Source organism: Flavisolibacter ginsengisoli DSM 18119, from assembly GCF_900129295.1.
GTDB lineage: Bacteria > Bacteroidota > Bacteroidia > Chitinophagales > Chitinophagaceae > Flavisolibacter > Flavisolibacter ginsengisoli.
Map to the genome: position 1 here is coordinate 1 of NZ_FQUU01000023.1, position 21,687 is coordinate 21,687.

The window sequence follows — 21,687 nt, forward strand, 5'->3', positions numbered from 1 at the left end:
GGTGCTATTGGTTTTGATGATGTGATGATCACCGTTAATGCACAACCAGCACCAGGTAGTACCATACATATCGAGGCTGAAAAATGGAACGCCATGAGCGGTGTGATGACAGAGAATTGCTCTGATGCGGGAGGTACACTTGATGTGGGCTGGATAGATCAGAATGACTGGATGGATTATACTGTGAATGTTGCATCCACTGGTGCGTATACCCTCAAATTAAGACTGGCTACACCTTATACAGGTGCGCAGTTCCAGATAAAGAACAGCGGAGGTGCTGTCCTTGCCACTGTGAATGTACCCACTACGGGTGGCTTCCAGTCCTGGCAGACAACCACTGCTACCATAAACCTGGCAGCCGGTACTCAAACTATAAGACTACAGTCAACAACCGGTGCCGGATGGAATATCAACTGGCTGGAGATCATTGCAAGTTCACTGACCCTTGCCCGTCAATCTAATGCTCCGGTAGCTGAAGAAACGGTTACAACACCATCTTTTTATATATTCCCTAATCCTGTAACCATACAAGGTACTATACGCCTCATTAACGCCTATGAAGGAACAGTGAAATTAAGTTTATACAATATGAACGGTGCACTGGTGCAACAAACAGAGGTGGAAAAGCATGGACAATCTTTAACAACAAACATCCCCTTTAGTAAACTGCCTAAAGGCGCTTATATTTTAAAAGCATTTATGAAAGAGTGGAATGGCCAATTGAACCTGGTAAAACAATAACGGTTCACTGGCTTGTTTCTCTCCGTTGAATAGAAAGATATAAAAGTATAAAGGGCACCTGTTAGTTTTGTCCTGCATGTTATTGTGGATCACTATTGTTTTTTTACTGGCTTATGGAGTACTGTTGCTTTTTTATAAGCAGGCATGGGAGCATGCAGATGACTATGTTATGGATGGGACAGGGCACCAAACTTTCATTTCAGTAATCATTCCCGCAAGGAATGAAGAAAAAAATATTGGTTCATTACTTCTTAGCCTTCAACAACAGTCTTATCCAAAGGAACTGTTTGAGATCATTGTGGTTGATGATTATTCTTCAGATAACACCGCCTCTGTAGTAAGAAGCTTTGAATTGCCCAACCTTCATTTGTCTGCACCGCAGTTAACAAACAACAATTCATCTAAGAAGAAAGCCATTGAAGCAGGTATCAGGCAGGCCAAAGGCGAATTGATCGTCACTACAGATGCAGACTGCCAGCTGCCGGAAAACTGGTTAAGCACCATCAGCAGTTTTTATAATGATAAAAAGGCTTCTTTCATTGCAGCTCCTGTAAAGTTTTCACACAACAACAGTTTTTTACAAATATTCCAGGCCCTTGACTTTATGACCCTACAAGGCATCACAGCTGCCAGTGTCAGTTCGGGATTTCACAATATGTGCAATGGCGCCAACCTGGCCTATCGTAAACAAAGCTTTAAAGATGTAAATGGATTTGATGGCATCGACCAGGTGGCCTCCGGCGATGATATGTTGCTGATGTATAAGATATGGAAGAAAGACCCCCGGGGCGTTTATTATTTAAAATCCCGTGAAGCCATTGTAAGCACACAGCCAATGCTTTCAATAAGATCTTTTTACAACCAACGTAAACGCTGGGCCAGCAAGACAATGGTATATAAGGATTACAGGATACTCGCCGTGCTGGCATTTATATACCTGTTAAATTGCCTGTTCATTGTTTTACTGATCACGGCCGCCTGGCATCCTGTCAATGCATTGTATGCGCTTGGATTTTTGATAGTAAAGACGCTCATTGAATGGCCATTTGTTAGTTCGGTGGCCAGGTTTTATAGTGAGCAGCCCTTAATGAAATATTTCCCCTTGTTCCAGCCCCTGCATATTATCTATACCGTGGTTGTTGGTTTCAGCAGCCAGTTGGGCAGTTATGAATGGAAAGGCAGGAGAACCAAATAAATTTTACCTTCCTCGCATGAACAGCGGCTCTCAAACCTTCTGGCAATCATCATGGAAGCGCCTGAAAAAGAACAAAGGCGCAATGGCGGGCTTGTTCCTGATCCTTGTGGCCATATTTATTGCCCTGTTCGGGTACTTCCTTGCACCCGATCCTTCTCCCTTTGCCAACCGCATCATTTTGGAAATAGGAGGGGAGAAACCGGGCTATCAACGGGAGTTCTTGTTGGTAAGAAAAGAAGGTACGTCCGGAACAGGATTTTTTCAGCGCATGTTATACGGCAAGCCCGATCTGTATGAACATATTCCTATTGCATCCTGGCGACAAACAAAAGATAGCATTATCGTTCAAAAATTCATAGATGAAGGTGTCAGTGAAAGACTGGCTGTAAGCAGGTCAAAAGCTGCCCCGGTTCCTGTTATCAGCAGGACATTCCACCTGGGTACAGATAAGTATGGCAGGGATATCCTGAGCCGGTTGATCATCGGTACCAGGATCAGCCTCAGTGTAGGGCTGATCACGGTGTTGATCTCTCTTTCCGTAGGTATGGCCCTGGGGGCTATTGCCGGCTATTATAAAGGCAGGACAGATGAAATCATTATGTGGCTGATCAACGTCATCTGGAGTATTCCCACTTTATTATTGGTGTTTGCCATTACCCTGCTGCTGGGGAAAGGATTTTGGCAGGTATTCATTGCCGTTGGACTCACCATGTGGGTGAATGTAGCCCGCCTTGTCAGGGGCCAGGTGATGGTAACTAAAGAGCTGCAGTACGTAGAAGCGGGCAGGGTGCTGGGCTTTTCTGATTCACGCATTATCATCAGGCATATATTACCCAATATTATGGGCCCTATACTGGTCATAGCAGCTTCCAACTTCGCATCTGCTATTGTCATAGAAGCAGGACTGAGCTTTTTAGGTGTAGGAGTGCAGCCGCCTATGCCCAGCTGGGGATTGATGATCAAGGAGAACTACAATTTCATTATTACACAGAATCCCATGCTGGCCCTGGCGCCAGGTTTTGCCATCATGATTTTAGTGCTTGCATTTAACCTCTTTGGTAATGGTCTTCGCGATGCACTAAATGTAAGGGGTAAATTATAGGCTATGCTTCTTGTTCAACCCTGGTGTGTTGATCAGCGATGATCAAAATAGCGAGGCAGAGATAAAACAAGGGTCCTGCCTTATCACTCTCAATAAGGTCACTTAAGAAGTTCACCGTGCAGATCATGGATAATATAGACACTACAGCCGCTATGGTTCTTTTCCAAAATAGATCGCTTGTCCTGTGGTACATTTTCTGAGCCTGCCAGAAAGCACAGGCTATCGTAGCTAAGAAGAGCGCTAATCCTATGGCGCCCTGTTCAATGATCAGCAAAAGAAAATAATTATGTACCGTGGAGTGTTCTTCGTTCCTGCTAACATATGTTTTAAATGCAGGGATGGTGTAGGGCTTGTAGTTATCATAGAAAGTATTCGGGCCAAAGCCTGTCAGCCAGCTATCCTTTGTCATGCGCAGACCGCCGATCCACCGGAAATATCTTTCTGCTGTTGAAAGATCCTTCATCCTGTAAGTGGCTACAAGGTGTTCTTCGAAATTAGTATGGAAGATGGTAGTGCTGTAATGAGGTTCATACTGCAGGTAGCGGTCATTATGCTGCAGGTAAAATATACTTCCTATGGTAACGGTAATAAACAACCCAAATGCAACAACCATCCAATTCTTCTTCAATAAAACATAGCTTATCCTACCGATAACAAAAGCCAGCCATGCACCTCTTGAATAGGAAAGGTATAAGGCAACCAGCACTATAAGGAATGCTGCTACCAGCCAAATGCGATAAGTAGTTTTAGACCTTATAAAAGCGATTAGAATGGGTGTAATACATACCAGCAAGGCAGAATAATTAACATGGTTGCGGTAAAAAGGCTCAAGTGCTGTATTTACCTTTTCAAAACTAAAGCCATACGCTGCATGCTTGTACAAAACAAACAACACAGACAGTAATACCGATAAGGTCAAAATGATAGCCGTATTGCGTACCAGTTTTTTATCCGGGGATAGAAATAAGGGCAATACCAGGAATGCAAGTATGTACCAGCTTTTGGCAAGAAAGTATTTAACCGAAAGCAGCCAGTCTGTAGAGCATATAACAGTTACCAGTGTCCATGCCAGTTGCACCCCAACCAGCAACAGTAACATATGTACAGGCTTTATAGTAATGGTCTTTCTGTGCATTACCAATAGGGTGAGTGCTGCAAAAGCTGCAAGCAACATCAATGGCTCATCAGGCAGGTCAGTACCCAATGCATTGCTGAAATGATATTCTACAGACCAGGGAATACTGGCTACCAATACATAAAATAAAACAATGGGGTATTGCAACAGCAGGTACACGGATAGCAAGGCAACAGGAATAAAGATCCATAATGGTTGTTGTTCCCAGGTTGACAGTCCTGCCAATGTTAACAGCAGCAAGGATAGCAAACCTTTCCATACCTTATTTGCAGATGTGGTGATCACAGTTTTTTATTTCTGCTTTCAAATGATACAGCCAGCAGGAAAGAAAACAAGAACGCAGCTATAGCAGTAAGTATGAGTATTTGAAAGATCTTTGGCCTGTCTGACCATACTGCAGGCCTGGCTTTTTCCACTGACAGCAGCACAGGTGGATTGGTTTTAATGGCCAGTTCATATTGATCCATAGCCAACTGGTATTGCTTTAACTGCTCCAGTATAGTTGCTTTTCGGGCAACCATTAATTCCTGCGCTGTACCTGTTTTTACAACGGAATCTGAATAGTTGTTAAAGAGCTTTTCTTTGGAAGCATAGGCTTCTTTCAATCGTTGTAGCACTGTCAGGTTGTTCTCATTCTGCAGATGCTGGTGCAATGCCTGCAGCTTGTTCATAAAGCTATTTGCCATGGCGGCTGCTATGTTGCGGTCAACATCCCAAACTTTTACCCGTAGCTCACCATAACCTGTTCTTGAAATATTACTGTTCTTTCTAAGCTTTAATACTGCCTTATCAATGGATTCGTCAGAAGCATGAATATGGTAATGTTCATCCAGCTTGAATTCATTAGCTACCGCGATGAATAAAGTATCCAGGGCCGCAGTTCCTTCCAGCTTGTCCAGTTCATCAGGCAACCCAATCTCTGGATACAACGCTTCTATGTTAGCATTCAATATGCGGGCTTTATCTGCAACCAATGAATTGGCAGGAAGCGCAGTAGCTGTTGACAGGTACTGCTTTGGCAATAGCAAGGTGATGATAAATGCCAGGATAACGGCGCCAGCAGTCAGGCCAAGAATAAACTTCCACCATCTGGATAAAATAATAAGCAGGTCGGGCATCAGTTATGATTGTAATCGGGTAAATAGTTTTTTGGCATTAGCCAGTTGTGTTAGCAGCGTGGCTACCACCAGGCAGGCTGCCAGCACTAAAGTAAGCCAAACATTTAGCATCACTTGCCGGGCAGTATAAAAGAATGCCACTAAGGCAAAGGCAATAAGGAGGTACATGATCCATGATCTTGCATGTCCGGGTATGCCCTGCTTTTTATGGGCTACCATGCAGCAGGCAATAGCGCAGAAGTATTGACTGGCTATGGCAGCAAGGCAACAACCCGTTGCTCCATACGAGGGAATAAGTAACAAGTTCAATACAGTATTGATCACTACTGCCATTAGTATGATTTGTAAAAGCGGTCGGAAGGCTAAGGTAGCTGTAAGCACAGATCCATAAAGATGCATGATGAAATAGGCGGGCAATACTCCCAGGCATAATTGAATCACCTCTGAATGATAGGAAGCATCCGAATGGTATAACAACTCCTGTATCCACCCTGCATATTGCCAGCTAAAACAAGCCACACCAATACCAAAGAATAACAAGAGATGACGCAGGTTGATTACCACTGTTTCTATTTCTTTTCTTTGCTGCTGGTGCCTGGCCACAAAGGCCACCAGGAAAACTGCCGTGAGATAACCAACCATATTACATGCATCCAGCAGCCGGTAGGCCGAGGCATAAATACCAGCTTCATAACTGCCATTGGCGTGAAGCCGCAATAATAAAAATCCATCCAGCCTGTTGTGCATCGACATCAGCAAGATGACCAGTGCAAACGGTGCAATAGATTTGAGCAAAAGCCATATGTTTTCTTTTTCTCCCCCCTGCCACCATTGCTTCACTGTCACTACCATGAGTGCGGCCAGTACAGCCAGTCCTGTGCTTGCCAATTGTACCTGCAGGAAAAGCAACAAACTGATGCGGCCAAACAGAAGTGGGAAATATAAAAACCCTCCGCATAAAAGGATCATGAGTGTTTTATCCAATACAGACAACCAGGCATCTGTAGTAAAGTATTGCCTCGCGCTGACTACACTGCGCAGGAAAACAAAAACGGAATTGAGCAGTTGGATTCCTGTGATGTATAGCAACAGTGTCCATTCTTTTAAGCCTGTTAACAGGCCTGCCGTGATCATGACAAACACATACAAAATGCCCATTACCAGTTTGATGCTTCCATATTGTTTCAAAGACACCGGGTTTTCACTGGCCAGCTTTTGATTCATCATATTCGAAAGGCCTGCATCAGCAATAAAAAGGAATATGAGAGAAAGATTCAGCAGGGCGAAATAACTGCCGTAGGCTTCATGACCAATTGCGTTCTGCACATTGCGGTCAATAAAGAAAATCCATACGGGTTTAATGAGCAGGTTCAGCGCCAGCAACCAGGACAAGCCTTTAAAGAATGGTTTAGATCTCATAAGTTCAGGAGGTGATGCTAACGCTCCGGTTAAGGCTTTCTTCCAAAGAGATAAATGTTTCCGTCCGTTCTATGCCCTTTATCTTTTGCAGTTCGTCATGCAGCACGGTGCGAAGCTGGCCAATGTCCTTACACACGATCTCAGCAAAGATGCTGTAGTTGCCGGTTGTATAGTTCATCCTTACAATTTCAGGTATTTTCTTCAGGTCCCTGGCTACTGTATCATACAGCGAGCTTTTCTCCAGGTAGATGCCTATAAAGGCAATGACATCATAGCCCAGTTTTTTCAGATCCACCTGGAAGCGCTGGCCCTGGATGATACCTGCATCCTGTAGTTTTTTGATGCGCACGTGGATGGTGCCGGCGGAAACAAACAGCTTTTTGCCCATTTCGGCGTAAGAGAGGCCGGCATCGTGTATCAATTGCTGGATGATCTGCAGATCCAATTTGTCAATATTCAAATCAGGTGTCATTCTGGGGGCTTTAAATGAATAATCTCTAACTGTATGGCAATATATTGAATGTTATCTAAACTTTTGATATTCTGATTGAATATTATTGAAGGCATCCTATCTTTGACTTGTCAAGTTCATTGAAAGGGAAGTATGGAAGAGCAAATAAACCAGAAACCCAAAAATTATACTGTGGGGTGATGAAACCTTAGGCAGACATGCCCCCTTGTCTCGGGGGTGGGGATCACAGGATAAACAGAAAGTAGAGCCGACGTTACTCAGGTAAGGCCGACCAGGGTTGACCACTAAATCTTTGCTTTCAAGCTAACTGCCCCGTGGAGGTTCGACTCCTCCCCCTACAGCATTTCATGTGTGTTTTAAGCTCGTAAGTGACTGAGATTGCCAGGCTTACGAGCTTTTTTCGTGTTTTTGGATTCCCATTGCGGAATACCAAGCAGTACAGTAAATTTTATAATTCCTGCTTTCTCTTTATTCAATTTAATTAATTAACACAACCCAATATTTCTGCCGTTAGCGTGAAGCTTATTTAATTATCCTTTTCCAAATGAATTTGTAATCCAATATTGATTTGTATTGAATTGTTTACACCCTCTGCTTTAGGATATTTTTCAGAGGAATAACCAGCCAGGAATTCTAAGCCAATTATATTATTTAAGAATATCACAGGCCCTGTAAAAAAAGATAAGGTATTCCCTTTAAGAGAACCATTTCCAGTTATAAACTGATAGGAGCCTTCTGCCATAATGTTTACACTATTGTTGACGGACAAAATATAATATCGAATAAAAGGTCCTACTTTCAACACAGAAGAATTTTCTGTATCGGAATCTATTACAGCATGTCTAAATAATATGCTTGTTTTTAATCCTCCAGAAAACTTATCAATAAAAAAGTAACCAATATTTGGATTTACCCGCACTTCAATTAAGTCTTGATCAGAAATGGGACCTCTATTATATTTAGTTGAAGTAAAGCTTGCATTTCCACCTAACAGCCAATTTCCTTTTGTGAGCTGGCAATTGCCCTTAATTATTGTAAACAAAATTGAAAATGCTAATAAGGCTATTTTTTTCATATTTATAGAAGTTAGGGATAAATATAAGAATGCCATATGTACAGTTTTAAATAATAAATCATTGATTGACTTATTCCACAAGGCGTACCTATGGCACGCTCTGATTATTTGCTGTTCTCTTCTACCCACCAAATGTCCCTACGGGACAAAGTTGCTGACTATGAATATTATCGCAACAATGTGCAATCTCTTTTGATTAATACCCTTAAAAAGTTTGGAGATAAAATCAAAGTAGGGGATCACCTCTTCATGTCCCATAGGGACATCTGGTCGGTAGCAAAAAAAGTCGGAAAGAACAGCGTGCCGTAGGTACGCTTCGTGGGTTCATCATTTCACATTCGGATGCAGGCAAACCTTCCAGTAATTAATCACCATCAATAGTGTATCCTTTAATTCTTTTAAATTATTTGGCTTTTGAAAATAACCCTGCACCATCAACTCGTATGCTTTATCAACAGATTCCTTTTTGCCGGATGTGGAAAGGAAAATAAATGGAATACTTTTCTTCCTCAGGTAGTCATTCTCGTTAATAGCCTGTCGCATTTCCAGGCCATTCATAACCGGCATGTTGATGTCAGAAATTATCATGAGCGGCGTATCTGTAGTGTCCATCAGGTAGCTGATCACATCCTGGCAGCAGGTAAAGAACTTTACTTCATTGTCAAGATCAAGGTCATACAACACTTCAGCAAGGATCTCCCTATCATCCACATCATCTTCCACTATTACTATAGGACCATTCCTTGAAGACATAATTCATTTTTAAAACAAATTCCATATTACTCTGCATACTTTCAATACTCATACCACAAGTACATCCGGAACAGCTGTTCTTATAGAAGAATAAAACATGAAACATGCCAATTGTCTGCCTGTATAATTATTAGGCAAAAAACAGTTACCCCGAAACCGCGGTTATCTTATTAAATACAAGTAGAAGGATAGTTTCAGAAAGCTGGGAGTTATTTGTTCTCTACGGGTGCCGCATATTTTACTATCTCCTTCAGGTCTTCTATCAGCACTTTGAACTCGCTGCCTTTTTGATAGCAGGCGCTCACGCCCAATTCAAATAGTTTAGCCTGCGTTTCTTCATTCAGTGAGCCTGATAAAATGACCACGGGCACTTCCCTGAAAAATTCACTTGACTTCAGGTAGGTCAGTACCGCCTTTCCACTCATATAGGGCATTTTGTAATCCAGTATGATCAGGGAGGGCTTCACATTCAGGCTGCTGATCAGTTCTGTGTACTTGATGAACTGCAAGGCATCTCCAAAAAACTTCACATTGTCATCAAGCTCTATTTCTATGAAGGAATGGTTTAAAAGATAACGGTCTTCATCATCATCATCTACAACAACAATAAAAGGCTTTTGCAAATCCATGAACGTTTATTTAAGCAGTCTTGATATGGGAGAAACAATGTATAGCATACAAATTACATTATTTTTTTTACTTCCTGCGGTCTAAAAACTATCCGGGTGTAACAGGTAAATAGTAATACTCAAATTTCCTATTCAGCCCAATAAAAGGATAGTCCTATTTGTTATTTCAATATAAGGTCTATCAGTTGCACCGCCTGCAGGTCTTTGCTGGCAGGACCTGTCAACACTTTTCCATCAACCGAATACCGGGCACCATGACAAGGGCAGTCCCAGCTCTTTTCCGCGCTGTTCCAACCGACTACGCATTTGGCATGTGTACATACAGGGTTCAATGCATGTACCTTACCTTCTTCCGATTTATAGATGGCCAGCTTCTCTCCTTCATATTTCACCAGCTTTGCTTCACCTGGTGCCAGCTCTGCCAGTTCCTTTATTTTTTCTGCCGATATGCGCTTGCTTATAAACTGCGCCACTACGTCTGCATTTTCTTTGATAAAGTTTGTGAAGCCTGCCATTGGTTTTATACGGCCAGGGCTAAACAAAGCAGCATAGGCATTTTCTTTTTTCATGACCAGGTCTGTCAACAGCAATGCTGAAATATGGCTGTAGGTCATGCCATTGCCACCATAGCCTGTTGCTACCAGTATATTGCCTTTACTTCCGGGCAACAGCCCTATCTGGGCCAGGCCATCAGCAGGCTCAAAATATTGAGATGACCATCGAAAAAGCACCTGTTCAACCGGGAAATGTGCTCTTGCATGCGCTTCCAGTTTATTCAGGCAGGCATCTGTATTTTTTTCGTGTGCTGTTTTGTGGTCTTCCCCACCTATTATTAAATAATTTTTTCCATCTATTTCCTGTGAGCGGTAATAATGGTAGGGGTCATACATATCATAGCAAAGTCCTTCTGTATAAGCATTTTCCTTGCAGGTAACTGCAATGGCATAGCTACGGTAAGGAGCATTGGTGAAATGCAACAGGTTGATGCCGGGAGGAATATGCGTGGCATAAACGAGGTAGCTGGCTTGCACACCTCCCAGTGTGGTAGCAACCACCACCCTGCCTTCATCTTCCACCACCTCCTGCACACTGCAGTTCTCCAGTATCACACCTCCTGCTTCTTCAAAAGCTTTCGCCAGCGCATACACATATTTTGTAGGGTGCACCTGTGCCTGCTCCCGGTAAATGATGGCTTTTTGAAATGAAATCGGAATTGGTATGCGGTCGGTATAGGCCACATCAACCCCGGCTTCTTTGGATGCCAGGAATATTTCATCCAGTTCTTTCACCTGGTCGTCTTCTATAGCATACAGGTATCCATCTTTTTGCTCATAGCCACAATCAATATTATAAGTCTCAATGTTGTGCTTGTAAAGATCCAGGGCTTTTTGAGTGGCGCTGGCCACCAGGTGTATACCATCTTCCCCAAAATCCTTTTTGATCTGTTTGTACGAAGTATCCAGGAAGGTATTGAGATGTGCCGTTGTACCCCCCGTAGTGCCAAAACATAGAGTGTGGGCTTCCACCACCAGGCATTTTTTCCCGGCTTTTTGCAGTTGCAATGCTGTGCTGATGCCTGTTACACCAGCTCCGGCAATGATCACATCAAATTGTTGAGTTGGGAGTGTTTTGTATTTTGGTTGGAAAGGTTCAATTGCGTTTTGCCATAAGCTTATCGCTGCACCATCTCTTAGCATATAAAGACATTTCATTCAGTAGCAAAAAAATAATGCCGCAGGTTCGCGCCTGATCTTTGTGGCATAAGTTATGTGGGTAAAAGATCTAATGTCTTTTCTATGAAAAGATGGCTCTTAACTGTTCTATTCATTCCAGGGATCATTATTACATCCCATGGGCAGAAGTATAATTTTCAAAACCTGCTAGGGTACTGGGAGTCTAATGATGGGGGAGCCCTTGAGGCCAGGGACAGCACAAAATTATTCCTGTTGTACCAGGGAGAAAAAAAGCCTATAATTTCTTATACAGCAGATTTCAGCAAAACGCCTTGCTGGTTCAATTTTGTGATCAAAGACCGTGATAGTTCTATCACCTTAAAAAGCCTGTTATTATTCCTTAACAATGACACCTTGCAATGGGAAGTGTTTGATGAGGGTCCACGGCCTGCTAATTTTTCTTCCGATAACGGAAGTATTGTGTACCTGAAGAGGAAGAAGAGTTTTTAATGAAAAGAAAAAAGAAATAATAAGACCAGGCATCCTGGTTACCTTGATATCCATCTTCATGTAGTCTACAAAATGGGTATGTAATGCCTTTATACCGCCTCTTTAAAGAGCCGTTACAAAGCCGTTACATAGGCGGCACATAGGCGGTACATAGCCGTTGCATAACGCAGGTTGGTTTCTTGGAAATAAGGGTTTAAAATGGAATCATAGAAAGATAGTTGTGGATAAATATTGTAAGATAAATACTTGCCCAATGCTAATAATATTAGTAATTTGCTAAGCTAAATCCAGTATCTTATGAACACAATAATCAGCTCCGTTTATGCAATGCGCATTGTAAAGGGAAGTGTCTTCTATCAGGAACAAAATGGTTGGCATACATGGGAAAAAGCAGTTACAAAAGCCAATCGATTCTTAAAGAACAAAATCCTGGCAGTCATCAATCTTATCTTTCTGCAGTTTGGAAAACTCTATTCTCACTGGTTATTTTTTTACTGTTATCTGCTGCCCGGTCAATGGTGCAGGGCTCTTGCTGGTGTATGTAGGGAAAGCTTTATTACACTTGATAATTGTCATATAGAAGATAGAGAGCTTCTAAGCAGGCTGCAAAGCTATTTCAATGCATTTTACAGTATTGCTATCAATTCAGCCAGGGACAATAAAAAAAGCATAGCAATAAAGAATTGGAAATCAATTGCTGTTTTTCTTGAAGAGTTAAAGGGTAGCGTATAAATTTAGGGGTTATTGGCAAATCTAATTTGATAGTACTTACTATGAAACAGAAAAGAAAACATCAAATACTAACAAGCTTTATTGCTACAGTTTGGCTTATTAACGGGCTTGTTTGCAAGGTTTTGAACCTTGTACCACGACATCAGGAAATTGTTACAAGGATATTAGGTGACGAGCATGCCCGACTGTTAACAACATTAATCGGGGTTTCGGAAATAGGAATGGCAATCTGGATTTTAAGCGGCATCTGGACACGGCTTAATACAGTGACTCAGATTGTCGTTATAGGTACAATGAATACTTTAGAATTTTTCCTTGTGCCAGACTTATTGCTTTGGGGAAAAGCAAACGCTTTTTTTGCAATTCTGTTTATCCTTGTAATTTACTATAATGAATTTCATATCAATCAAAAATTAGCTTTACAGTCATAGTATGTTACACTTTTTGAGAAATCATCCTTTTGCTGTTGAAGCTTTTTTTGAACGTTCTCTTGTTTTTACCTTTGCTGTTCCCAAAAAGTATATCCAAAACCTTATACCAGCATGCTTAGAATTAGACACCTTCAATGACCAGTTTGCATTCATTGCTGTAGCAATGGTTCAAACAAAAAATTTAAAGCCAAAAGGTTTTCCAAGCATATTCGGGAATGACTTTTTTCTTATCGGGTATCGTGTATTTGTTAGGTATGTAAATACTGCAGGAAAGCGATTGAGGGGCTTGTATATTCTTAAATCAGAGACTGACAGAAAAAAAATGGAGTTTTTGGGAAATATTTTTACTCACTACAAGTACACAACCACAGATATTCAACAGATAAGGCAAAAGGGCACTTTAAAAATCAGCTCAGTTAAATCTGGTTTCATGGTTGAAATTGACACAAATGATACCGAAAAAATTGCCCTTCCTTATGGTTCACCTTTTCAAAACTGGAAGGAAGCAAGGCGGTTTGCAGGACCTTTGCCATTTACATTTACATATTCGCCTGAAAGTGGAAAAGTTTTAATAATTGAAGGAATAAGGAAAAGCTGGATACCTAGGCCAGTACATGTTAATCAGTACAACTTTTCGTTTTTGGACAACATGAACTTGAATGATATAAAGTTGGCGAATGCTTTTGTAATTGAAAAAATTCCTTATTACTGGAAAAAAGGCAAACTTGAAACATGGAGAGCAGCATAAGAAAACCATTTCAAGGTGTGATAAATATTATTCGTTTTAATTGGCATTTTTATGCCTTTGCTGCATCCATAGTTTTATTTGTTTTTCTCATTGAGCACTACTTTATTTCTTTAGGTGTAACAGGTGATATTTTTGTGTTAACTATTGTTTGGTCAACTATTATTTCTTTAGCTGGTTCATGTTATATCTATGATTTTTCAGACCTGTATAAATTATCCTGGCTGAACCACTTGGTTACCGGAAAAAATGAAAAAATAATAAATATTAACGCAGGCTTTGACGAAACCAGCATACTGCTTAATAGTAAGTTCAAGAACTCGGAATTATTTGTAGCAGACTTCTACGACTCAGCCAGGCACACCGAAATTTCAATCAAAAGGGCAAGAAAAGCTTATCCTCCCTTCCCAAAGACTCAACAGGTTAGTACAACGCATTTACCTATCCAGGATAATTCAGCAGACAAAATTTTCATCATCTTATCCGCACATGAAATCAGAAATGAAGAAGAAAGAGTAGTTTTCTTTAAAGAATTGCATCGTGTTTTGAAATCAAATGGCAGGATTATCGTAACGGAACATCTAAGAAATACAGCCAATTTCCTTGTATATAACATTGGTTTTTTTCATTTTTACTCCAAAGAAGCCTGGAGGAGAACTTTTCGTTCATCTGGCTTTCAAACTGTAGAAGAAATAAAGATAACTCCCTTTATTACGACATTCATTCTTGAAAAAAATGGAACCGCAACTTAAAATAATCGGTGTTTTGCTGCTGCTTTTGGCATTGCTTCATGTAATCTTTCCAAGATACTTCAAGTGGAAAGCAGAATTAAGCAATGTAAGTAACATCAACCGCCAGATGATGTATGTGCATGCATTCTTCATTGCTTTAATAGTTTTTCTTATGGGGCTTCTCTGTTTGACATCATCCAATGAACTAACTACAACAATATTTGGCAAACGAATATCGCTTGGTCTTGGCATTTTCTGGTTGACAAGATTGTTCATCCAGTTCTTTGGCTATTCATCATTACTTTGGAAAGGGAAAACATTTGAAACGACAGTTCATGTTTTATTTTCAGGCTTATGGATATATCTTAGTTTAGTATTCCTGTCAATTTATTTCATTCAATAATACTTTCTATTTTACCATATTAAAATACAGATTACAAGGTTAATACCATTTATAAAATGACCTGCGCACAAGTATCAACCTTTGCCTTTTAAATCTTGCTTGCTTTATATAACTTACTGGCTGAATTAAATGGTGCATTGAAAAAATGTTAGAATGCTTTTCAGTTGAGCTTATTTGATACCCTGCAAATGAAATTCATTATGAGATTTACTACTTTACTTTCTGCCTTACTCAGTTTGTTATGTATAAGTTCCTGCAAAAAGTCAGCGATAGCTGCAAATGAAGATGTTAAGGCTTTATATGAAAGGTTTCATGGGAAATATAAGATCGTAAATGTTTCGTCAAGTGAGGCTGTGGACCTGAACGGTGATGGAATGGCATCCACTAATTTATTGTCAGAGATTGACTTGGAGAATTCACTCCTTGAGATCCGTATCGGCAGTGAGTACGTATTTATCCAAACATGGCCTGAAGTATATCTTTCTCCTGGTGTGCCGGACAGTGTTATACATTATGCTAATCAAGGGGTTTCAAGATATTTTGCATTTGATAATGCTATTCAACAACTTAATGTAAAGCCGGAAAATCCAACGGTTGATGAAGTAAGGTTTCCGATGCCGGAAAGTGTATTGATAAAGCAAGGCGACAATATAGAAGTGACAATCAATAAACGGCTATATACCAGCCTGGGATGGAAGATTATTAAAGTTGTGACGTTGTATAAGAGGTATACGATGATAATGTAACATAATTTTTAAAAATCAATGGAACAATTGATGTAATAAGTTCTAACTGCGAGACTTTATCATGTCAATAAATTCTGAAGCTGTAAGAACGGGTAATTGCGGAAGTGCAGTTTTTTTAAGCCGTTTATCTGCAGATATGAAATGATCAACCCCATGTGAAAGTGCAGTATAATATTGTAAAGCATCTTCCATGTCATCGATACTTGAGTTTATAGCCATTAATGCTGTAGCATGACTACAGTCGATAACAAGTATATGATTCAATAGGGTTAAAATGATCTGTTTAGCTTGTTTGAAATTGTATGCTTTAGTAAGGAAGTAGCTCGTTATATGTAAAACAGCTGGCGTCGTTACCAGATCAAATTCTGCGTCAATCCCAGCTTGCATGATAACTGAAGCCTTTTCAAAGCCGCTTCGTTGTAAAGTAAGATCCAATAAGAAATTGGCATCTAAAAAAACTTTAGAACCCATACTTGCCCTTTCTTTCTTCATAATAAGTTTGACTGGAATCATGTTTAAAATTGCCCTTAGGTTTGGGCAGTTGTTTCATGAGATCCAAAATATTCGGCTTTTTACCCGGTCCTTGGGCAACGAGTTTTTTCAGGCTTTCTTCTATAATTTGTGAAAGGGATTTATTGTTTTTCTCGGCATAACGTTTTGCTTCATCAATCAGTGTTTCATCAATGGTAATATTCAACCTGTTTTTCATAATTTAAATATACGCATATTTTTTTATTATGCGCATACTTACTTTAAGTAGGTTCTCACTGTCTTTTTACTTATCCAATATGGTCTTAGTCTATAAGTATCTGGTTATTGTAAAAACTGCAAATATTTAATGTGTAGTTTACATCCTCAACCCCCCAATCTCGTAAAATCCTATTAATCCCAGTTCTTTCACCATTTTTCATCATCGGGGATATCACGCTTTCCCTTGAAAGAGTCTCTTGTCTTAATTTTTTCCGCTTGTCTTTCTATCAGTAGATCAGCAATAATTACTGCGGCATCGGTTTGAGGATTGGCCTGGAGCAACTTTTTTAGTTTAGGTTCCGAAACATCTACGCGATAGAGCACGACAACCAGTTTATGAAAGTCATTAACCAGAAGGTAGTTGATCGCATTTATAAGTTGTGTGCGTCTTTCCTGCCTTAGTACTGGTGTTCTTTCCTGTGCATATTGCACCAGCAAGTTGTCAATGGCTTTGTCATCCATAATGCAAAGATGAAAAGGAGAGGCGGGTTTTTATTTATTTTTTAAAACTTCTCCACCACGCCCAGGCCAAAAAGGGCAAAGTCATATTTGGCCGGATCTTCCGGGTCAAAGCGTTTCAAATGCGAGGTAAGTTCGAGCGCTGTGAGCCAGTCCACAGGCTTGCGGCTAATGAGTTCAAAACGCCGGGCCACACGGGCCACATGCACATCTATGGGGCAGATCAATTGGGCAGGCGATATAGTGTTCCAGATACCAAAGTCCACACCCTTATCATCAAGGCGCACCATCCATCGCAGGAACATATTCAGCCTTTTGCAGGTAGAACCTCTTTGCGGCGTGGCAATATGCTTTTTGGTCCTTGGCGGAGCATAGGGCAGGGAAAAGAAATAATGGTGAAAGCCGGTAAGCGCATTGCCTATATGTGCATCCCCGGGCTGCATCCAGCGGGTAAAAGCCGTCTCCAGTGAGTCGAACTGCTGGTAATGAAAGTGCAAAAACTCAATGAAGTAATAAAGGTCAGTGGCATTGAAAGTGCGGTGTTTGAAGTCCAACAGGCGCTTTAATTCTCTTTCGCTGGCATGCAGGCAAAATGCATGTGGGGCATCGTCCATCAGTTGCAACAATTGGGTAGTCTTGTTGATGATGATGGTACGATTGCCCCACGCAAATATGGAAGCAAAAAAACCTGCGATCTCTATGTCCTGTTTTTTCGTGAACCGGTGCGGTACAACGATAGGGTCAGTTTCAATAAATTCAGGCCTGTTGTATTCTTCAACTTTTTTATCAAGGAATGCTTTCAATTGATCGCTCACGCGACAAAACTAAACAGTTCTGTGGCGAATGCTTTATTTGGTTACGGCAATTGCTTTTTGCGCCTGGAGGTACTGAACGGCAGCATCCAACACTTCATCCTTTCCTGCGGCTACACCTTTCACGGTTGGATGAACTACTATATCAGGTTGTATACCTACGCCTACAAACTCTGTTCCGTCGTAAAAGAAATCGCGTTTAGCGCATACCCTACCCATGCCACCACCAGGCAATGAAAAAAGGATGGGTTGCCCGGTGCTGCCGCCTGTAGGTTCACCTATTACCATACCCCTGTGCATTGACTTGTACACTGATGTAAAATCCTCGGCTGCAGAATAGGTGGCGGCGCTGGTCAGTACCACTACCGGTGCAGTATAAATGGTTTTCTTATATGGCTTCCAGTCATAGGTTTCAATGGATGTAGTTTCCACTCCACCCCAGGACCTTCCTACAGGCTTGTAGTGACGTATGGCTGACTTGCCCTGGTTAAAAGGCTTGTCAGTAAGACAACCGAGGATCTCAAAACCATTATTGCCATTGCCGCCGCCATTGTTGCGTACATCAATGATCAGCGCCTTTGTGGTTGCAATAGAAGGGTAGAGGCTGTCAAACAGGGCCACCAGTTTTTGTTCATTGAATGAATTGATCTGGAGGTAACCAATGTTTCCTTTCAACACTTTAAAGCTTACCAAGGGGAACCGGTCCCAAAACTTCTCAACGCTTTTATATTTCAGTGTTTTGGTAATGGTAACGCCTGATACAGTTTTAAATGTCAGGTTCACTTCCCTGCCTGCAGTGCCGGGGAATAATTCGTACCTGTAAATGCGGTCAATGCTATCCTGGGGCGTAGAGAAATGGAGGTATGGGCTAATATTCTTTTGGATATACTCTTTCAATTCAATGCCATTAAAGGCTACCAGTTCCATTCCCGGCTTAATGACCTGTTCTTCTTTAATATTGGATGTGTTTTCAATAACAATGGCCTTGTTCTCTATCCACCTTACTTCAAGGGGCACAATGGCATTCTTATCCTTAAAAAAGCTGAAGGGTAGGTTGATGCCTGTATGTCCATCGCGCAGGTGCTGGTAAAAGTTCTGCAGCACCTGGTAATACTCCAGCGTAGTTTCCGTTGCCATCACTTTTGGAATAAAGCTTTGGTAAAGACTATCCCAGTTCAATGAAGGTACCAGGTCAAAATTGGCGAAGTTGTATTTGGCTTCTGACCAGCATTTGCCCAGGCCCGCTATTTTTTCCTCCAAGACCAGGTCATGTTCGGGATGCGGGGCCATGAAGCTGGCAAAGTCAAATTGCTCCCATTGCTTCTCGTTGTATTGTACATAAGTGGCAGAGTCAAACTTTTTCTGTGCAAAGGCTGCCAATGAAAAGCAGGTAGCCAGTAATATGAATAGCTGTTTCATGATACGTAGTTATTTGATTTTAGGAATAAAAGCAATGATCTTTTCTGCAAACCACTGTGGTTCTTCCTGGAAGGGCGCATGGCCCCCGATATAATGAACGATGGTTGCTTTTGGAAATTGAAAGCTTTTGTAATGATCTGGGCCAATGGCATAATCCTTCATGCCGGTCATAATTAACACAGGACACTTGATATCTTTTGTCATAGGTGTAAAGTCTTTCCAGTAATCAGCAATACCCCAAACTTCATTGGCATAATCCCGGTTCAAAGGTCCGAGCACATTAGTTAGCGTATCGTTGTACGTTTTTTCATAGGCATTGCGGAACATCAGTTTATACCATAAGCCTGATTTTGTCAATGAATCATGCACTTTCCATACTCTTTCATTCAGAGCAATGGATGTATCGCGGTAAGGCCCCTGGTCTTTAATGCCTAATATTTTCAAACCATTGTCAAGGTGGCTGGTCATGGAATATTGAATGTTCAAAGTGCCGTGTACTACAAATAAGGCGTTAACAGAAGATGGATATTCATGGGCGTAACTGGTGATGAGGATGCCACCGAATGAATGTCCTATTACAGCCCACTGCTTGTATCCCAGGTATCGACGCAGTTCTTCCATATCCTTTTCCATGCGAGCCAGGCTGTAATCTTTATTCTTAGGTGAGGTGGACCTGCCGCAGCCACGCTGGTCGTAATAGATCATTTGCATTTTTTGTTCAATGAGCCGTGCAGCGTCAGTGACTTCAAAATAATAGGAGGTAGAACCCGGACCTCCATGCACAAACAGGCAGGGCTTCCCCTGGCCTGCCAGGCGAACATATAATTGAACGCTGTCAGAAGTAGTAAACATGAAGTGTTCATCCCTGGCAAAACAGGTAGTGCCAAGTGTGAAAACAGCGATGAGCAGGAGTAATGATTTCATTGTGTTGTTAATTACAGTACAAATAGATTATGAATGGATAGGTTTTTCAAACCAGTTCAGATGAATGACGGAAGGGAGGTGATGAATGCCTGTATCCGTTGAACTTTATTGCCAGGCCAGGTCGGGCCAGTTGCCTGCAAAGAATATAATTGACTGGTACCAACAGGGCCATGAAGGCAATTGTGATCCATAAGGAACCAGGTGCAGCCGTCGTAGACTCCGTATGCATTACATTATTGGTGAGGTGGTAAACAATATTACCGGCCCAGTGAATTCCTAGTGTATACCAAATATTTCTGCAGATGACCAATGGGATCATCAACTGTATGCCAACGATGAACAGGAACAGGAGGTAAACGGGTTCGTCCAGCCGGTGAATATGATTCAATACATATACAAGTGCAGATAGTAATACCAGTAGGCCGGTGCTTACTTTACCTGTCAAATGGCGGAACAAATAACCACGTGTCAGCACATCTTCCGTAAGGGAAGAGAAAGCGCATCCAAATATGAGCAATGAGGCCTGTGGGATGAATTGTTGTACAGGAGGAATGAAGCTGACTGCTTCCTGGTGAAAGGCAAGGCTGGACAGGAAGGCCAGCATATTGACAGTAAGACCCGCAAGCAAACCAGCCAGCAGGAAAACCAGATGGCTTCTTTTAAAAGACATTCCCCAGGCAGACAAGCCCTTGTAACCCTGCCAGCGGGCAACAACCCAGGCCACTATAAAAAACAGTGCTGATAGTCCCAGGAAACCAACAGGACTGTTCATATACAGTATCATATACTCAGCAGCATGGTAGCAGGTAAAGAGCGCCGTAAAGCCCAGTAAAAATGATAATAGGGAAATTGGTTTCATATACTTTGTCTTTGCAGCACAAAATGATATCAACCAGTCTCCTTTTTCAAATTAATCCGGACGAGAAACGGAAAACAATGGCTGAATGCCTACTTTCCCAGCCATTCCTTGAACTCTACCACCTTATCCATGCTTACAAATACATCTTCTTTGGTAGGAGGGTCCAGGTCCAGCTTGATCTTGCCTTTGGAAAAGACATGAATATTCCTGATGGCTTCCAGCTTAACGGTCATCTGGCGGTTGATGCGGTAGAATTGTTTTGGATCAAGCATGCCAGCCATTTTATCCAGGCTGTAATCAATAGGAAAACGCTGGTTCTCTTTTGTGACAAGGAAAGTGATCTTATCTGCACTGAAGAAATATTGTATGTCCTCTGTTTCAATTGTTTTCAGCCTTGAACCAATGGATACCAGGAAGCGGCTTTTATATTCAGGCTCTTTTTTCTGCATGCTTTGCAGCAGGTGCTCCAGTCCCAATGTTTTTTCTTCGCCGGCTTCTCCATGTATCCTTTTGAATTTTTCTATGGCAGCCACCAGCTCCTCGTAATTTAAAGGCTTCATGAGGTAGTCAACGCTATTCACTTTGAAAGCCTTGATGGTATATTCATCAAAGGCGGTGGTGAAGATGACGGGAACCTGCAGGTTGATGGTTTCAAAAATGCTGAAGCTTTGACCATCTTCCAGGTGAATGTCCATCAGGACCAGGTCAGGATCAGGGTTGTTCTTGAACCAGTCTACTGAAGCGGCAACCGAGGGCAGTTCGGCCAGCACTTCAATGGCCGGGTCATATTTTTTCAGCATGCCCTGCAGGCGCTGTGCTGATAAGTGTTCATCTTCAACAATGACTACTTTCAT

26 protein-coding genes are annotated in these 21,687 nt (G+C 41.5%); 10 read left to right on the top strand and 16 right to left on the bottom strand.

Going from position 1 to position 21,687, the window contains the following annotated elements; all coding sequences use genetic code 11:
• From BUA53_RS18815 to BUA53_RS18825, 3 genes are all read left to right on the top strand, one after another.
• A partial coding sequence (locus BUA53_RS18815; RefSeq protein WP_139256497.1) for a carbohydrate-binding protein occupies window positions 1-741 on the top strand: 741 nt, incomplete at its 5' end.
• A 76-nt stretch (window positions 742-817) separates the two neighbouring features.
• Window positions 818-1,936, top strand: a complete 1,119-nt coding sequence (locus tag BUA53_RS18820) for a glycosyltransferase (protein WP_072836947.1) — start codon at window positions 818-820, stop codon at window positions 1,934-1,936.
• A complete protein-coding gene (locus BUA53_RS18825; protein WP_245793221.1) occupies window positions 1,908-3,038 on the top strand; it encodes an ABC transporter permease in 1,131 nt (376 codons plus the stop codon). Before BUA53_RS18820 ends, BUA53_RS18825 begins: the two co-directional genes overlap by 29 nt.
• Window position 3,039: 1 nt before the next feature.
• Here BUA53_RS18825 and BUA53_RS18830 read toward each other — a convergent pair whose 3' ends face one another.
• From BUA53_RS18830 to BUA53_RS18870, 8 genes are all read right to left on the bottom strand, one after another.
• Entirely contained in the window at window positions 3,040-4,458 is a 1,419-nt protein-coding gene (locus BUA53_RS18830; RefSeq protein WP_072836948.1) for an O-antigen ligase family protein, read from the bottom strand.
• Window positions 4,455-5,291, bottom strand: a complete 837-nt coding sequence (locus BUA53_RS18835; protein WP_072836949.1) for a GumC domain-containing protein — start codon at window positions 5,289-5,291, stop codon at window positions 4,455-4,457. The genes BUA53_RS18830 and BUA53_RS18835 overlap by 4 nt, the downstream gene beginning before the upstream one ends.
• A gap of 3 nt (window positions 5,292-5,294) precedes the next feature.
• Entirely contained in the window at window positions 5,295-6,710 is a 1,416-nt protein-coding gene (locus BUA53_RS18840) for an oligosaccharide flippase family protein (protein ID WP_072836950.1), read from the bottom strand.
• 4 nt (window positions 6,711-6,714) lie between these two features.
• Window positions 6,715-7,182 (bottom strand): Lrp/AsnC ligand binding domain-containing protein, encoded by a 468-nt coding sequence (locus tag BUA53_RS18845; protein ID WP_072836951.1) that lies wholly within the window; start codon window positions 7,180-7,182, stop codon window positions 6,715-6,717.
• A gap of 526 nt (window positions 7,183-7,708) precedes the next feature.
• Window positions 7,709-8,257 (bottom strand): hypothetical protein, encoded by a 549-nt coding sequence (locus BUA53_RS18850; protein WP_139256498.1) that lies wholly within the window; start codon window positions 8,255-8,257, stop codon window positions 7,709-7,711.
• A gap of 327 nt (window positions 8,258-8,584) precedes the next feature.
• Window positions 8,585-9,010 carry a response regulator gene (locus BUA53_RS18860; protein ID WP_072836954.1) on the bottom strand — a complete coding sequence of 142 codons (426 nt, stop codon included), beginning with the start codon at window positions 9,008-9,010 and terminating at the stop codon, window positions 8,585-8,587.
• Window positions 9,011-9,219: 209 nt separating this feature from the next.
• Window positions 9,220-9,639: a response regulator gene (locus BUA53_RS18865; protein WP_072836955.1), complete on the bottom strand. Its 420-nt coding sequence runs from the start codon at window positions 9,637-9,639 to the stop codon at window positions 9,220-9,222.
• 161 nt (window positions 9,640-9,800) lie between these two features.
• The gene (locus BUA53_RS18870) at window positions 9,801-11,336 is read right to left on the bottom strand and encodes an FAD-dependent oxidoreductase (protein ID WP_072836956.1); all 1,536 of its coding nucleotides are present in this window, start codon (window positions 11,334-11,336) and stop codon (window positions 9,801-9,803) included.
• 99 nt (window positions 11,337-11,435) lie between these two features.
• Here BUA53_RS18870 and BUA53_RS18875 point away from each other — a divergent pair, with 99 nt between their 5' ends.
• From BUA53_RS18875 to BUA53_RS18905, 7 genes are all read left to right on the top strand, one after another.
• Window positions 11,436-11,822, top strand: coding sequence for a hypothetical protein (locus BUA53_RS18875; RefSeq protein WP_072836957.1), 387 nt, complete (start codon window positions 11,436-11,438; stop codon window positions 11,820-11,822).
• A 297-nt stretch (window positions 11,823-12,119) separates the two neighbouring features.
• Window positions 12,120-12,554 carry a hypothetical protein gene (locus BUA53_RS18880; RefSeq protein ID WP_072836958.1) on the top strand — a complete coding sequence of 145 codons (435 nt, stop codon included), beginning with the start codon at window positions 12,120-12,122 and terminating at the stop codon, window positions 12,552-12,554.
• Window positions 12,555-12,595: 41 nt separating this feature from the next.
• Window positions 12,596-12,985 carry a DoxX-like family protein gene (locus tag BUA53_RS18885; RefSeq protein ID WP_072836959.1) on the top strand — a complete coding sequence of 130 codons (390 nt, stop codon included), beginning with the start codon at window positions 12,596-12,598 and terminating at the stop codon, window positions 12,983-12,985.
• A 13-nt stretch (window positions 12,986-12,998) separates the two neighbouring features.
• The gene (locus tag BUA53_RS18890) at window positions 12,999-13,733 is read left to right on the top strand and encodes a DUF2071 domain-containing protein (protein ID WP_245793223.1); all 735 of its coding nucleotides are present in this window, start codon (window positions 12,999-13,001) and stop codon (window positions 13,731-13,733) included.
• The gene (locus BUA53_RS18895; protein WP_072836961.1) at window positions 13,718-14,482 is read left to right on the top strand and encodes a methyltransferase domain-containing protein; all 765 of its coding nucleotides are present in this window, start codon (window positions 13,718-13,720) and stop codon (window positions 14,480-14,482) included. The genes BUA53_RS18890 and BUA53_RS18895 overlap by 16 nt, the downstream gene beginning before the upstream one ends.
• On the top strand, window positions 14,466-14,864 hold the full coding sequence (locus BUA53_RS18900) for a hypothetical protein (RefSeq protein WP_072836962.1): 399 nt from the start codon (window positions 14,466-14,468) through the stop codon (window positions 14,862-14,864). Before BUA53_RS18895 ends, BUA53_RS18900 begins: the two co-directional genes overlap by 17 nt.
• Before the next feature lie 200 nt (window positions 14,865-15,064).
• Entirely contained in the window at window positions 15,065-15,610 is a 546-nt protein-coding gene (locus BUA53_RS18905; protein WP_139256499.1) for a hypothetical protein, read from the top strand.
• A 42-nt stretch (window positions 15,611-15,652) separates the two neighbouring features.
• Here the strand turns inward: BUA53_RS18905 and BUA53_RS18910 are convergent, their stop codons facing one another.
• From BUA53_RS18910 to BUA53_RS18945, 8 genes are all read right to left on the bottom strand, one after another.
• Window positions 15,653-16,102 (bottom strand): type II toxin-antitoxin system VapC family toxin, encoded by a 450-nt coding sequence (locus BUA53_RS18910; protein WP_175546117.1) that lies wholly within the window; start codon window positions 16,100-16,102, stop codon window positions 15,653-15,655.
• Window positions 16,071-16,319: a DUF6364 family protein gene (locus tag BUA53_RS21330; protein WP_072836965.1), complete on the bottom strand. Its 249-nt coding sequence runs from the start codon at window positions 16,317-16,319 to the stop codon at window positions 16,071-16,073. Before BUA53_RS21330 ends, BUA53_RS18910 begins: the two co-directional genes overlap by 32 nt.
• A gap of 188 nt (window positions 16,320-16,507) precedes the next feature.
• The gene (locus tag BUA53_RS18920) at window positions 16,508-16,822 is read right to left on the bottom strand and encodes a hypothetical protein (RefSeq protein ID WP_084080283.1); all 315 of its coding nucleotides are present in this window, start codon (window positions 16,820-16,822) and stop codon (window positions 16,508-16,510) included.
• Window positions 16,823-16,863: 41 nt separating this feature from the next.
• Complete coding sequence (locus BUA53_RS18925) at window positions 16,864-17,634, bottom strand: TIGR02757 family protein (protein ID WP_072836966.1); 771 nt, start codon at window positions 17,632-17,634, stop codon at window positions 16,864-16,866.
• Between the two features lie 33 nt (window positions 17,635-17,667).
• Entirely contained in the window at window positions 17,668-19,050 is a 1,383-nt protein-coding gene (locus BUA53_RS18930; RefSeq protein WP_072836967.1) for a S41 family peptidase, read from the bottom strand.
• A 9-nt stretch (window positions 19,051-19,059) separates the two neighbouring features.
• Entirely contained in the window at window positions 19,060-19,974 is a 915-nt protein-coding gene (locus tag BUA53_RS18935) for an alpha/beta fold hydrolase (RefSeq protein ID WP_072836968.1), read from the bottom strand.
• A 46-nt stretch (window positions 19,975-20,020) separates the two neighbouring features.
• The gene (locus tag BUA53_RS18940) at window positions 20,021-20,833 is read right to left on the bottom strand and encodes a CPBP family intramembrane glutamic endopeptidase (protein WP_072836969.1); all 813 of its coding nucleotides are present in this window, start codon (window positions 20,831-20,833) and stop codon (window positions 20,021-20,023) included.
• A gap of 89 nt (window positions 20,834-20,922) precedes the next feature.
• Window positions 20,923-21,687 carry a LytR/AlgR family response regulator transcription factor gene (locus BUA53_RS18945; protein WP_072836970.1) on the bottom strand — a complete coding sequence of 255 codons (765 nt, stop codon included), beginning with the start codon at window positions 21,685-21,687 and terminating at the stop codon, window positions 20,923-20,925.